This is a genomic window from Bacteroides sp. Ga6A2 (assembly GCF_000702225.1).
In the GTDB taxonomy this organism is placed as follows: domain Bacteria; phylum Bacteroidota; class Bacteroidia; order Bacteroidales; family Bacteroidaceae; genus Ga6A1.
This window is the reverse complement of record NZ_JNKX01000032.1, coordinates 1-14935: the sequence shown is the minus strand read 5'-3', so window position 1 is coordinate 14935 and position 14935 is coordinate 1. Positions and strand designations below refer to the sequence as shown.

13 protein-coding genes are annotated in these 14935 nt (G+C 46.8%); 12 read left to right on the top strand and 1 reads right to left on the bottom strand.

Features of this window, described 5'->3' with window-relative positions:
* From T538_RS0109110 to T538_RS0109090, 5 genes are read left to right on the top strand one after another with little or no spacing between them, the layout of a single operon-like run.
* On the top strand, positions 1–663 hold the full coding sequence (locus T538_RS0109110) for a tetratricopeptide repeat protein (protein WP_081834930.1): 663 nt from the start codon (positions 1–3) through the stop codon (positions 661–663).
* A gap of 8 nt (positions 664–671) precedes the next feature.
* Positions 672–2468, top strand: coding sequence for a BatD family protein (locus tag T538_RS0109105; protein ID WP_031533445.1), 1797 nt, complete (start codon positions 672–674; stop codon positions 2466–2468).
* Entirely contained in the window at positions 2465–3253 is a 789-nt protein-coding gene (locus T538_RS0109100) for a tetratricopeptide repeat protein (RefSeq protein ID WP_031533444.1), read from the top strand. The genes T538_RS0109105 and T538_RS0109100 overlap by 4 nt, the downstream gene beginning before the upstream one ends.
* A gap of 5 nt (positions 3254–3258) precedes the next feature.
* The gene (locus T538_RS0109095) at positions 3259–3939 is read left to right on the top strand and encodes a phosphatase PAP2 family protein (protein ID WP_031533442.1); all 681 of its coding nucleotides are present in this window, start codon (positions 3259–3261) and stop codon (positions 3937–3939) included.
* Between the two features lies 1 nt (position 3940).
* A complete protein-coding gene (locus tag T538_RS0109090; RefSeq protein ID WP_031533440.1) occupies positions 3941–4198 on the top strand; it encodes a DUF6965 family protein in 258 nt (85 codons plus the stop codon).
* Positions 4199–4391: 193 nt separating this feature from the next.
* Here the strand turns inward: T538_RS0109090 and T538_RS0109085 are convergent, their stop codons facing one another.
* Complete coding sequence (locus T538_RS0109085; protein WP_031533439.1) at positions 4392–5036, bottom strand: hypothetical protein; 645 nt, start codon at positions 5034–5036, stop codon at positions 4392–4394.
* 281 nt (positions 5037–5317) lie between these two features.
* Here T538_RS0109085 and T538_RS0109080 point away from each other — a divergent pair, with 281 nt between their 5' ends.
* The 7 genes from T538_RS0109080 to ccsA are packed head-to-tail and all read left to right on the top strand — an operon-like array spanning position 5318 to position 14454.
* Positions 5318–6580, top strand: coding sequence for a hypothetical protein (locus tag T538_RS0109080; protein ID WP_031533438.1), 1263 nt, complete (start codon positions 5318–5320; stop codon positions 6578–6580).
* Between the two features lie 36 nt (positions 6581–6616).
* Positions 6617–7774, top strand: coding sequence for an imelysin family protein (locus tag T538_RS0109075; RefSeq protein WP_031533437.1), 1158 nt, complete (start codon positions 6617–6619; stop codon positions 7772–7774).
* 3 nt (positions 7775–7777) lie between these two features.
* The gene (locus tag T538_RS0109070) at positions 7778–9292 is read left to right on the top strand and encodes a di-heme oxidoredictase family protein (RefSeq protein WP_031533436.1); all 1515 of its coding nucleotides are present in this window, start codon (positions 7778–7780) and stop codon (positions 9290–9292) included.
* Between the two features lie 26 nt (positions 9293–9318).
* Complete coding sequence (locus tag T538_RS0109065; RefSeq protein ID WP_031533435.1) at positions 9319–10530, top strand: porin; 1212 nt, start codon at positions 9319–9321, stop codon at positions 10528–10530.
* A 16-nt stretch (positions 10531–10546) separates the two neighbouring features.
* Positions 10547–11272 carry a hypothetical protein gene (locus T538_RS0109060; protein ID WP_031533433.1) on the top strand — a complete coding sequence of 242 codons (726 nt, stop codon included), beginning with the start codon at positions 10547–10549 and terminating at the stop codon, positions 11270–11272.
* Between the two features lie 31 nt (positions 11273–11303).
* Entirely contained in the window at positions 11304–12431 is a 1128-nt protein-coding gene (locus tag T538_RS0109055) for a Rid family hydrolase (protein WP_031533432.1), read from the top strand.
* Positions 12432–12435: 4 nt separating this feature from the next.
* Positions 12436–14454 (top strand): cytochrome c biogenesis protein CcsA, encoded by a 2019-nt coding sequence (gene ccsA, locus T538_RS0109050; RefSeq protein WP_155993090.1) that lies wholly within the window; start codon positions 12436–12438, stop codon positions 14452–14454.
* Positions 14455–14935: the final 481 nt, after the last annotated feature.

The following is a 14935-nucleotide window of genomic DNA, read 5'->3' as shown; positions in this document are numbered from 1 at the left end:
ATGAAGAAATTTTTCATATTCATTATAATTATGCTGATTCTGCCGGTATGTGCCATGGCGCAGACCGACCGCGACTATATCCGCAAGGGAAACAGAATGATGAGAGATAGCAATTTTGTCGAGGCGGAGAAATACTACCTCAAGGCAGTTGAGCGGAACAGCAATAACGTCGAGGCGGTCTACAATCTCGGAAACGCATACCTGTTGCAGCAGAAAGGCAAGGAGGCATTCGAGCAGTTTGAGAAGGCTTCGAAGATGACAGACAACAAGACTAAACTCGCCAAGATTTATCACAACATGGGCGTTGTTCTTCAGTGTGTGCGAAACCTTAATCAGGCTGCCGAGATGTATAAGAAAGCGTTGCGTTGCGACCCTAACGACAATGAGGCACGCTACAACTACATTCTCTGCAAGAAGCAGACTAAGAATCAGAAAAAGGACGACGAGAAGAAGGAACAGAAGAAGCAACAACAGCAACAGCAGAAGCAAGAGGAAAAGAAAGAAGAAAAGAAGCAGCAGCAACAAGAACCTCAGAAGAGCAGCATGACTAAGCAGAATGCCAAGCAGATGCTGAACGCTGTAATGCAGGACGAGAAAAATGTTCAGAATAAGTTGCAACAGAGGGTTCAGAGCAACCGTCGTAGTCTTGAGAAAAACTGGTAGTAGATAGTATGAAGAGAATATTCGTTATAATTTGCATCATTTTTGGTGTGATAATCAATGCCGGTGCGCAGACAATCAAAATCTATGCGCCGGGATTGGTTTCGGTAGGAGATAAATTCAGGGTAGAGTACACTATTGAATCGGTCGATGTAAATCATTTCCACGGTCCGAAGAACATTAGTGGACTGAACATTCTTAGTGGTCCTAACCAAAGCACGTCGCAGAGCATTACCATGATAAATGGCAAGACATCGCGACAGGGACGCACAAAGTTTACTTATATCGTATTGGCAACGAAGCCTGGAACATATACTATTCCAGGGGCTTCGGCTTCGGTAAACGGCAAGCCTGCGTCATCATCAACAACAAGTGTTAAGGTCAATGCGGCTGGAAGCGGTTCGTCGGCTGGTGCATCGTCATCTTCTTCGACAAAGGCAAGCAAGGCAGGAAATGCCATCACACAGAAGGATTTGTTTGTGGTTACGACCGTAAACAAATCTAAGGTCTATGAGCAGGAAGCCATCTTGCTTACATACAAGATTTACACCCTTGTCGAACTCAATCAGTTTGCGCTCAACATGCCAGATATGAAGGGCTTCCACACTCAGGAAGTGCCTTTGTCAAAGGAAAAGACATTCGAGGTTGAGCGACGCAACGGAATCAATTACAACACTTGTGTGTGGTCGCAGTATGTTCTCTTCCCTCAGCAGAGTGGCAAACTCGAAATCCCTGCTTTGAAGGCAGAGGCAGTCGTTCTTCAGGATAACGGTTCTGACGATCCGTTTGATGCAATGCTCAACGGAAATGGCAAAGTTCCAGTCAAAAAGTTCATTCCTACTCCGAAAATCACCATCGACGTAATGCCGTTGCCAAGCAAGCCAGATAACTTCTCGGGTGCAGTTGGCGATTTCGACATAAAGAGCGAAGTGAATACAACGAAACTGAAAGAGAACGAGACTCTTACGCTGAAGATAACCGTAGAGGGTAACGGAAACATGAAACTTCTTACAGCTCCGAAGGTTGAAGTGCCAAGCGAACTGGAGGCATACGACCCTAAGGTGACAGACAATACCGAACTCACCCCGAACGGCGTGAAGGGAAACAAGACTTTCGAGTATATGTTCATTCCGCGAAGCAAGGGGGAATACACAATTCCGGCCGTGGAGTTCGTTTATTTCGACCTCAAGACGAAGCGGTACAAGACCGTAAAAAGCAGAGTCTTCACCATTCATGTTGAGAAGGGTGATGGCACAAGCAATAGTAATGCAACTGCCGATTACACGAAGCGCGACGACGATATCCACTCTATAAAACTCGGCGACGAGGATTTGTATCCGATAAACGACAATCTGTTCGGCTCGTTTACGTTCTATCTCGGCTTTATTATTCCGCTCGTTGTGTTTATCATTGCATATTTCGTTATACGAAAAATAATGGCAGATAACGCCAACGTAACAAAGAAACGCAAGAAGGGCGCAAGCAAACTTGCCAACAAGCGACTTCAGGCTGCCAGCGAGATGATGAATAGACAAGACGAGGCCTTCTTCGACGAGATACTTCGCTCGCTTAGCGGATATGTTGCCGATAAGTTCAACATTCCGACAGTAGATATGACCAAGGAGAATATCATTGCCAAGTTGAGCGAGGCAGGCGTTTCTGCCGATGTTGCCAACGAACTTGTTGATGTGCTCGACGAGTGCCAGTTTGCCAAGTTCGCACCGGGCAATGCCGACGACAAGATGCAGTCTTTGTATGGCAAGGCATCGGACATTATCAATAAACTCGATAATCTTTTGAGCAAATGAAACAGATAATAGTATATATATTGTTTATTCTTGCGGGAGTCCAGAATTCATGGGCTCTCCGCGATACTGTAAACGCTGAGAAGTTTATAAAGGATGCTACGATGGCAAAGGCTAACGAAGCCTATCAGCAGGAACGTTACAAGGATGCCATAGACTTGTATTCTTCGATATACAAGACAGAGCGAGTAAGTGCCGCTCTTTATTATAACTTGGGCAACAGCTACTATCGCACGGGCAACATTGCCAAGGCGATTGTGAACTACGAGCGTGCGTATCTGCTCGACCCGTCGGATGCTGACATTAAGTTTAATCTTGACCTTGCCCGAAGCAAGACCGTTGACAAGATTACTCCGCAGAGCGAGATGTTCTTTGTTACTTGGACAAAGGCTCTCATTCTCAGCACAAGCGTTAAGGGATGGGCAACGACGGCAATCGTAAGTTTCTCGTTGGCTTTGCTTTTGGTTTTGGTGTTCATCTTCTACGGAAATCAGTTGTTCCGAAAGATTGCATTCTTCTCAGGAATCTTCTTCTTTGTGCTCTTTGTTGTGGCAAATATTTTCGCTTACGTTCAGCAGGACAACTTGATTAAGCGTCGTTCTGCCATCGTTATTGTTCCTGCCACATCGCTGAAGGGTGCGCCATCAGACAATAGTGCCGATGTGTTGAGTATTCATGCCGGAACGAAGGTGTATGTTGACGACCCATCGATGATTGAGTGGAAGGAAGTCCATCTCGAGGACGGAAAGAAAGGCTGGGTAAGAATATCAACCATTGAAATCATCTGATTCGTATGCTCGAGAGTCTTAAGCAATATGATACCGAGCTTCTGCTTTCGCTAAACGGAAGTGACTCAATCTTCTGGGACCGTGTGATGGCAAACATCTCAACAACCATTGCGTGGATTCCAGCGCTGTTAGTGCTGCTCATTGCCATAATCAGAAACAACAAGATGAAGCATATCTCTGTCATCTTCGTGTTTCTGGCTTTGTCGGTGCTTTTGGCTGACCAGCTTGCATCGACGTTGTGCAAGCCGTACTTCATGCGCTTTCGTCCTACGCACGACCCAATGATAATGTATATGGTAGATACTGTTGATAATTATCGCGGTGGATTGTATGGCTTTATCTCGAGCCATGCCGCCAACACATTTGCGGTTGCCATATATATAACGATGTTGTTCAAGGACTTCAGAGTTTCGTTCAGTATGTTTGTGTGGGCAATGATTACATCGTTTTCACGCATATATCTCGGAGTTCATTATCCGGGCGATGTAGTGTGCGGAGCGCTTGCAGGCATCATTATCGGACTGATATGTTACAGCATCGTTCATTACATCATACTGAAGATGGGCAGAGTGTCGTTTGTTTCGAGTCAGTATAACCGAAACGGCTACCGAAACTCCGATATGCAGATGGTTGTTGCCGCCGTAAACATGACTTACGTCGGAATTATTATTGCATCGCTGATATAATATGGAATATAAGCCGAAATACAGCAAGGACGAAATAGAAAAACTTGTGGCATGGATGGACAGCCACATGGACAGATTTCCTCAGGAGATAGAGATTGACAACTGTTCTTCGAGCATGAATCCGCAGTACACATATCTGTCGCTGCGCGAGCTTGTCACTTCTCGGTATGACAACATAACGTATTCATCGTACATCAAGATGGTTTACGATATGCGCGATGCCATTGCCAAAATTCTTGGCGAGGAAGTGGAGGATTAAGGCTTCTAAATACGAAGGTCCGTTATATTGGTTTTAACGGAAGGTGATGAATGTGAGGAAAAATGTTAATGCAATAGTAGCAGGTTTTTATGTAGTTTGTATTTAAGTAAACTGGACTACACGGATACTAAAAAAAATCCCCAAGGACGGAGTAATCCTTGGGGATTTTTTTTATGTTCTGTGAGAAGTGTCTTTAGTATTCAACGGCATGTTCGCCAAGGAACTTGAACGAGAAGTTGTTTCCCTTCATTGATGGGTACTGGCTGCGTGCGTCGATGTCCTGACGGTTCTTCAGATGGTTAATCATCTGGCTGTAGCAGTCGAATCCGCTCTTGCCCTTTAGCTGAACAACGAACTGAGTGTCTTCGTATCTGAAAGGCGAGTAGTCTGTCTTTGGAATGGCGCGCTTGAATATCAGTTTGCACTCGTACCAACCCGGATTCTCTTCCATCAGAATGTCTACGCGGCTCGGAATAAGTTTCGGACCAGTAGAGATAAGGTCGCTGTAAGGGAAATCCGATGCACTAAGGTTAACAGATGTGTCTCCGTTGGGAATCGGAGCCATCGCCTTTGGCGCATTAGATGCGCTTGAGTTTGAATTTGCATTCTTCTTGAACTCCTCGAGCGTTGAAACCTCTGTCTTTATTACAAGAAAATATACTTGACCTTTTAACTTTATTCTGCATGGATAACTTTTAGGACCTTCTACGAAGTCGATAAGTTGCTTTTTCTGCACATTCTTTAAACTTACTTCAGGTATGCTTTCAAGAAATTCGAGTGCAGCCTCTACATTAGGCACTACAACTTCCTGATCAAAAAAACGAACGTATAGATTCATTATTATATTTTTGTGTTTATTTAACCAAAACGTAATCTTCGGCAAAAATAATATAAAATTTCGTATATTCAAAAAATTTTGTTTGCATTATTTGCAACCTTTATTTAATGAATATTGGTATCGCACACGATAATCTGACGAAAATCACTAAAATTAGTGACGGCGAAAATCCGTTTCACTAATTTTAGTGATTGCTTTATGTTTTTTAGCATACTATTTTTGCACTCGAAAAATTAAGTTGAATTATGGAGAGTTTTAAGAAATTCTTGGGAGCATTCGGTATGGTTGCAGCTATGGCAACGATGACGGTCTATGCTCAGGAAAACGGAGAAAGTGAAGACGGATATTCGAAATATCGCATTGGCGGATATGGCGAGATGCGTGCGGCGTGGAAGGATTACGGAAACAACCGCTTCTACGGCAGCAGCGAGGGCTCGGCTAAGAAGAACAGAGGCTCGATAAGCATTCCTCGCTTTGTTATTGCCGGTGACTATAAGTTTAATTCGAAGTGGATTCTCGGTGCTGAGATTGAGTTTGAATCGGGCGGCACTGGAATAGCCTACGAGATTGAGAACACAGAGAACGGCGAGTATGAAACCGAGGTTGAGAAGGGTGGCGAGGTTGCCATCGAGCAGTTTCACATAACCCGAATGATTCATCCGGCGTTCAATGTCAGGGTGGGACACATGGTTCTGCCTGTTGGACGCAACAACAAAAGTCACGAGCCAATTTTCTTCTTCGGAACAACACGCCCTGAAGGCGAGACGACGATAATTCCAAACACATGGCACGAAACAGGAGTCGAGTTTTTCGGCGAGTTTGGTCGTGGCTACGGCTCGTTCGACTATCAACTTCAGGTTGTTGAGGGATTGAATGCCAACGGATTCGACCGTAACAACTGGGCTGGAGGAGCAAGTCAGGGAATCTTCGAGGAAGACAACTTTACAAGCCCTGCATACGTTGCCCGATTGGATTACGTTGGAGTTCCGGGCTTGACACTTGGCGGTTCGTTCTACTATTGCAAGGATGCCGCATCAAACTCAGACAAGCAGCAGACTTACAATTTTGTTGTTCCGGTCAGAATTTTCAGTGCCGATGCGCAGTACATCAACCGATATGTTACGGCACGATGCAACTTCCTATGGGGAAACATCTCGAACAGTAGCAAACTGAGTTCGAAGAACGGAAAACTGTCGAGTGCATCGCCTTACAGCCGAACTGCTCCGATTGCGCACAAAGCCGTAAGTTACGGCGGTGAGGTTGGTCTGAACGTAAAGGGCATTGTCGGAAACGATAACTGTCCGGTTATATTCCCTTTTGTGAGATATGAATATTACAACTCGCAGGAAGATGTAGTTGCGCCGCTCGTTGCCGATGCCCGTCTGAAGACATCGATGTGGACTGCCGGCATAAACTGGAAGCCAGTTCCGCAGATTGTGGTTAAGGCTGACTATACGGCTCGCAAGATTGGCGGCGGAGCATACAACTCAGAAAACGAATTTGCCGTAGCCGTGGCATGGACAGGTTGGCTGGCATCGAAATAAACGGAAAAATCAACACAATTTAAAAATAAAAAATCAATGAAAAACAAATTTCTTCTGATGGGGCTTGTTGCCCTTGGATTGGGCATTACTTCATGCTCTGATGATGATAAGAATGAGAACACTCTTCCTGAAGGTACTGCCGAGGTGGAGATTTCAATCGACGAGGCTGCATACGCAGGCAACGAAGAGAATTGGCACAAATATACTGTTGCCGTTGCAAATCTTCTTGTCAAGGATGCAACAGACCTAAACGAGGCATGGATTAACGGCTATGCCGATGAATTCAAGAACGCAAAAGGCTCGTACAAGTCATACAACGACTGTCTTGCCGAGATTATCAACGGTTGTGCCGACATCTCAAATGAGGTTGGAACTGCAAAAATAGGCGAGCCACGCGACCTTTGGGAGAAGGGCAAGTATACCGAGGCTGTCTATGCCGTTGAGTCATGGTACAGTTACCACTCAATCGACGACTATACAAACAACTTGTATTCAATCCGTAACGCATTCAACGGTTCGCGTACAAGCGCAGAGGCTGAAAATTCTATCGCTTCATATTTGAAGAAGAACGACGAGGCTCTCTACACAACAATAAAGAACGACATCAGCAACGCCATCACAAAGGTTAGTTCGATGGTTGCTCCATTCCGCAGCCATATCGGAAATAAGAGCGTTGTCGAGGCAATGGATGCTTGTGCAACTCTCAATGCCGACCTCACAAACAAACTTTTGCCTTACTTCACAAACCTCGAAGGTGCTGATGCCGACCTGAAACTTATCGTTGCAAACTATGTTGACAATGTGGTTCTTACAACATATTCAGATTTGGTAAAGAAGACAACAGCGCTTCGCGATGCAGTTGTGGCTCTTAATGCAAACAGAACAGACGACAACTTCAAGAAGGCTGCATCTGCTTGGCAGGCTGCCCGCGAGCCTTGGGAGACATCTGAGGCATTCCTCTTCGGTCCGGTTGCCGAACTTGGTCTCGACCCTAACATGGATTCATGGCCGCTCGACCAAGATGCCATCGGCAATATTCTGAAGAACGGTGACTTCTCGGCTCTTGAGTGGGAAGGCGAGTTTACCGAAGAAGGCGAGGCAGGCGAGACTATCGGCGCTGCACAGAATGTTAGAGGTTTCCATACACTTGAGTTCCTGATATTTAAGGATGGAGTTGCTCGTACCATAAAATAAAAGATGAAAAACAAGAAGATATTATTTTCTTCCATAATATTGTTAGCCATGCTATCGTCCTGTGAGGACGATAGCATGGATGTTATGGATATTGACGTGCCCGACGGTTACGCTCTAAGTGCCGGAACATCAACGGTTTTTGTCAATTCAAGTTATGCCTACGATACCGATGCCGACTGGGTTTCGAACATACCCGACAATCAGAGGCGGTTTATCAAGGGCGATGGACTTTACGACGACCTTATGACGCAGAGCATGGGACTCGGCCCTGTTTATGCCGGATATTCATGCGGTTCGTGCCATCGCAACGCCGGAAGAACAAAGCCTGCGCTGTGGACTCAGGTTGGTACTGACGATGACGGAACGCCAGTCTACGGCTCGGGCGAATACGGATTCTCGTCTATGCTTGTGTACGTTACCCGCAAGAATGGCGCATTCTTCCAGAATTACGGACGCGTTATTCACGACCAGAGCATCTACGGAGTAACCGCCGAGGGAAAGCTTCAGTGCCGCTGGCATTATCAGGATTTCACGTTCCCTGACGGCGAGGCTTATCAACTCTGCTATCCTGAGTACACCATAACCGATTGGTACGCCAACTACGGCAACACCAGCGACCCTATAAATCCCGACGAACTGTTCTGCTCGGTAAGAATTCCGCTGCGCCATGTGGGAATGGGACAGATGATGGCTCTCGACCCTAACGAGATTGAGGCTCTGGCACAGAAAAGCAACTATCCCGAATACGGAATCAGCGGTAGGTGCAACTACATAACCGAGCGCGGAAAACGACAACTCGGACTTAGCGGAAACAAGGCTCAGCATGCCGATTTGACTGTCGAACTGGGATTTTCGAGCGATATGGGCGCAACAAATTCACGTTATCCAGAGAAGATTTGCGAAGGTCAGCTTCAGATGCAGGAAGGCTCTATGATGGGTTTGGCATACGACCGGCTCGATGTCTCTACCGAGGATATGGAAAATGTTGATTACTATCTGCACGGACTCGGCGTTCCGGCTCGCCGCCTTGGAAGCAAGACGAAGATGGTGGATTATGATGGCAAGAAGATTTCAGAGCGCGAATACGTCGCCATGGGCGAGAAGATGTTCTATCAGGCAAAATGCCATCTGTGCCATGTCACAACACTCCACACAAAGCCGCGAGGCGCAACGCTCTTGAATGGAACGGAACTTCCTTGGCTCGGCGGACAGACGATTCATCCTTATTCTGACTATCTGCTGCACGACATGGGTTCGGAAATCATGGGCGTAGGCTTGAACGACAACTATGTGAGTGGTCTGGCGCGAGGCAACGAATGGCGCACAACTCCGCTGTGGGGAATCGGACTTCAGGAGAAGGTTAATGCACACACTTACTTCCTGCACGACGGTCGCGCGCGCAGCCTTCAGGAGGCAATTCTGTGGCACGGAGGCGAAGGCGAGGCTTCCAAAAACATCTTCAAGAACATGAGCAAGAGCAATCGCTCGGCACTCATCGCATTCTTGGAATCGCTTTAAAATCAATAAAATAAATAGAATAAACAATGAAGAAAATATTTGCAATTGCGCTGATGGCTTCGATGACTCTTACAGCCGCTGCGCAACACGACGAGGATACAGAAAACGGAATTGTTTCGATAGGCGAGCGCAAGGGCTTTCAGATAGCATCGAAAGACGGCGCATTCACCTTTAAACCATATATGCTTGTGCAGACCAGCGCGGCGTTCAACTATTACGACGACGAAGGTCTTGACAAGGCTTACAATCAGGACAATGTGGCAAATTCAGGCTTTGCCGTGCCTTACGCTGTTCTCGGTTTTACCGGAAAAGTATACGGAAAGGTTACTTACAATCTCTCGATAAATGCGGCTGGCAGCGGCAGCGGAATCTTGCAGCAGGCATGGTTCGACGTTAAGGCTAAGGATGAGTTTTGCGTTCGCGTAGGTAAGTTCAAGACTCCTTTCTCGCACGCTTATCTCACAACGCTTGGCGAGACGCTGATGCCAAGTCTTCCAACATCGCTCACCGCTACAGTCATCTTGCCATATTCGCTCAATGCTGTAACTCCTAACATCGGAACGGGCTTTGACCTTGGTGCAGAAATCCACGGACTTGTGGGCGGAAAATTCGGCTACGAGGTCGGAGTATTCAACGGAACGGGTGCTTCGGTCAACTCGGCAACAAAGACATTTAGCGACGACTGGCACATTCCGTCTCTGCTCTACGCAGGCAGAATCAGTCTGATGCCAAAGGGCGTGATGCCTGCAACACAGGGCAATCCAAACCGATTGAACGAGGACAAGTACATGATTGCCGCATCGACATCGCTCAATGTTGAGAGTGAAAGCGAGAGCACAAACGATTTTCGCGCCGGACTTGAGTTTGCTATGCTGAAGAACAAACTTTATCTGGGCGGAGAATTCTACTATATGCACGTCGGTTTTACCGAAAGACAGAAGATTGATGAGGGTTTCGACTACATCGGCGGATATGTTCAGGGCGGATATTTCGTTGCTCCGCGCACTCAACTCGCTCTGCGCTACGACTTTATGAACCGTAACGGACTTGATGCCAACGGCTCAATCAATATGCCTGCGGTGGGCGTTAACTACTTCTTCCGCGGCACAGGACTGAAACTTCAGGCAATGTATCAGTACACAGGCCGAACAGGTCACGACACTCAGCTCGACCGCGACAACGACGACCTCGGTCTTGCCGTTCATTCGGCAAAAGTTATGCTTCAGTACACATTCTAAACTTAAACATTCGTTAATGAAAAAAATAAGTTTTATTTTTGTGTCGGTTTTGCTGGCGGCTGCCTTCGCTTCGTGCGACGACGGCGACATTAAGTCGAAAACATATTCGTCTTCCGACGGACGAACGGTAAGAGTTACCGGCAAGTTGGTTGGATACGATTCGTGGCCCGATAACTATAAAATCGTTCTCGCCGGATTTTCTGGCGGAGCCGAATATTCAAGCGTTCAGCGAGTTCTCGTGCCCGATGCCGACGGAAACATCGACTGCCAACTGACGAACATTGAATCTGATATTGAGACGATAGAAATCTGTGCCGTTGACCGAATCCGTCTGAAAGCGGCATCGTTCTTCAAAATTCAGAATTCCGGAAACGAAGAGCAGACAACGGCAGATGTCGGTACGCTCGATGTCGGAATGTTCAACGCCATTCAGAACGAAGTCTTTTCGAAAACGTGCGCAAACTGCCACGGAGCAAGCACAACTGCGGCTCGCGGACTTTATCTTACCGAAGGAAAAAGCTATAAGTACTTGGTTGGCGACGACGGACAGGGCGTTCAGTCGAGCCGAATGCCTTCGATGAAGAGGGTTGAACCCGGAAATGCCGAAGCATCGGTGTTCTACCGCGTTGTGGCAGACAACGATTTTACTTCGGAATGGCACTACAATCACTCGGGCGAGGTTCTCAGCACAACCACGCGCGCACTCATTGCCGACTGGATAAACGAGGGCGCAAAAAGATAGTCGAAACAATAAGAAAAAGGAATATAATTAGATGCAACAAGGAAAAAATATATCTGTAGAAATTTCTAAGTTTGAAGTTGAAAACAGTGTGAATGAGTATCATGTGATGATTCATGTGGAAAACCCGATGCTGACGTTCGTTGAGCAGGCGAGTGCGGTGTCAGATGCTTTTGCCGGAGTCGCTGCTGAATTGGAGGCGAAACCCGTGTTCAAACGCTATTTTCTGAGCGATTCGGCAACGCAGACCGATGCGCTTTTCGATATTGCCGAAAAGCAGCCTGAGTGTGCCGTTTCGGTTGTAGAGCAGCCGCCTCTAAATGGCTCGAAGGTCGCTCTGTGGGCATATCTTCAGACCGATGTCGAGGTTGAATCTCTCGGCAACGGCATGTTCGTGGCAAAGCACGGCGATTTCAGGCATATCTGGAGTGGATACAACTATTCCGACGGCAAGGATTCCGAAGAACAGACTCGCACTCTGCTGGTCGATTATGTTGCTCAGTTGCAGAAACTTGGCTGCTCTCTGGCAGATGATTGCATCAGAACATGGTTCTTCGTCCACGACATTGACAACAACTACGGCGGTGTGGTTAAGGCTCGCAACGAGGTCTTCAAGACGCAGAATTTGACTTCTGACACGCATTACATCAGCAGCACGGGCATCGGCGGCAGACATGCCAATCACAAGGTGCTTGTCGAACTCGACCACTACGCTGTTTCGGGCTTGGAAAAAGGACAGATTAACTTCCTTTATGCACCAACTCATCTTAATCCTACATACGAGTACGGCGTTGCTTTCGAACGTGGAACATACGTCGATTATGCCGACCGTCGCCATGTTTTCATCTCCGGAACGGCGAGCATAAACAACAAGGGCGAGGTCGTTCACGTCGGCAACATCGTAAAGCAGGTAGAGAGAATGTGGGAGAATGTAGATGCTCTTCTGAAAGAGGCCGACTGTTCTTTCGACGATTTGGGACAAATGATTGTCTATCTGCGCGATATGGCTGATTATGCCGTTGTAAAACGAATGTTCGACGAGCGATTCCCTTCAACTCCTAAGGTCATAACCCTTGCGCCTGTGTGCCGTCCGGGCTGGCTCATCGAGATGGAGTGTATGGGTGCTAAGCGTCTGACTAACAATTTTTTCAAAGCATATTAAAAAGATGATTAAGAAAGCTATTGTCTTTCTGTACAGTGTCATAGTTGTTGTCCTTGCGGTTGCAACGTTTGTCGAGAACAGCTATGGCACTCGTTTTGTTACAGAAAATGTCTATCATACGGCGTGGTTCTGCGCTTTGTGGGCTGCGCTTGCTGTTTTGTCGGTTGTGCTTTTTGTTGTCAGAGGCTTATGGCGGAGAGTTCCGGTTGCATTGCTGCATGCCTCGTTCATCGTTATTCTTATTGGCGCGCTAACCACTTTTTTGGCGAGCAACAAAGGCATGCTGCACATTCGCAAGGAGATGCCAGCCGATTCATACATCATTCCAGACCGCGGTTCGATGATGCGACTGCCTTTCAAGATGGAGCTCGACAGTTTTGTGGTTGAGTGCTATCAGGGAACCGAAGCCCCTTCCGATTACATCAGTTATGTTTCGGTAGGCGATGAGAATGTGCGCATCTCTATGAACAATATTTTTGCGAAAGATGGCTATCGGTTCTACCAGTCATCGTACGATGAAGATATGCAAGGCTCTTGGCTGTCGGTTAATTACGACCCTTGGGGAACTGGCATAACTTATGCCGGATATCTGCTTCTGGGTTTGTCGATGATTCTCGTCCTTCTGTCTAAAAACTGCCGATTCCGCAAACTGCTGAAGAATCCGGCATTGAAGAGAGGCTTTCTTTCGCTCGTGCTGATGCTCTTTGTTGCCAATGCTTCGGCTTTTGCTCCGCGAACCGTAAAACGGGCGCAGGCCGATGAGATGGCGCGCCGTCAGGTGGTTTATAACGACAGAGTTGTGCCGTTCAACACACTCGCCCTCGATTTTGTTCAGAAGATAACCGGAAAATCGTCGTTCAGGGGCTTGAGTGCCGAACAAATCGTTGTAAGCACGATGCTTTATCCCGAGGACTGGTCGAAGGTAAAGATGATTTACGTTAAGGATGCCGCCTTGCGAAAGGAACTTGGCGCAGAAGACAAATATCTTTGTATGCAAGATTTGTTCGTTGGCAGGGAGTACAAGCTTAATGCCTTGTACGGCAAGATTACCGACAAGCATAGCAAGAGTTTCAAGCAGCTTCAGGAACTCGACGAGAAAGTCGCCCTCATCTTGATGCTGAACAACGGAACGCTCGTCAAACCACTCCCGAAGGATGGCAGCGTTGCTCCGCTTTCCGATTCTAAAATCGATGCCGAATTGTTCTATAACCGCGTGCCGTTTACCAAGATTCTGTTCATGCTCAACCTCACGATGGGATTTTTGGCGTTCTTCTATCTGCTTTACTGCGGATTAAAGAAAAAGCAGAAAATGCGTTTTGCTACGGTTGCCTTTTCTGTAATTCTGTTTGCATCAACGGCCTTTCATCTTTTGGGATATGTTCTGAGATGGTATATCGGCGGCAGAATTCCGCTCAGCAACGGATTCGAGACAATGCAGTTTGTGGCTCTGTGCGTATTGCTTATCTCGTGTGCTCTCTATCGCCGTTTCATTTTCGTTCTGCCATTCGGATTCCTGCTTTCGGGCTTCACTCTGTTGGTAAGTTATCTCGGTCAGATGAATCCGCAGATAACTCCGCTGATGCCGGTGCTTGTGTCGCCGTGGCTCAGCAGTCATGTATCGATGATTATGATGAGCTACGCTCTTTTTGCCTTCATGATGTTCAACGCAATCCTTGCTCTGTGCATGATGCGTGGCGGAAACGAAGAGCAGGTAGAGCAGTTGACCGTACTCAGCAAGGTGATGATGTATCCGGCATGTTTCTTCCTTGGCATCGGAATCTTCCTTGGTGCGGTATGGGCAAACGTGTCGTGGGGGCGATATTGGGCTTGGGACCCTAAAGAGGTTTGGGCGCTTATAACCTTCATGGTCTATAGCGTTGGCTTTCATAGCGACAGCATCAAGATTCTGCGCAATCCAAAGTTCTTCCATTGGTATATGCTCTTGGCATTCCTCACCATTCTGATGACATACTTCGGAGTGAACTATGTGCTTGGCGGAATGCACAGTTATGCCAATGCTTAATGAATGATACGCCGGTCCTGAACAAGAAAACGTTTTTCTGTATTTTGAACCTGACTTAAAGGAAAGACGTTTTCTGTTTTGTTATTCTGAAAACCGCAGTCTGTAAAAATATGCAGACGCAAAGCGAATCATTATGCAGAAAATGGCAAAAAATCTCCTTTTTAGGTAGGGGATAGCTAGGAGGTAGCAAGGAGATAGCAAGAGGGTAGCAAGGGGGAAGGTTCGACGAAGCGTATATTGATACAATGCAATTGACAATGAATAATTCACAATTCATAATTCATAATTCAAAATTGCTTTCATAGTTAGAGAAAGTTGTAAATTCTGAGGCAATTCACGATTGACAACTTAGGAGTCGTAACGAACAATTTCGTCAGAAATTGTTCGTAGGTCCAAGGTAGGTCCAAGGTAGGTCCAAGGTAGGTCCAAGGTAGGTCCAAGGTAGGTCCAAGGTAGGTCCAAGGTAGGTCCAAGGTAGGTC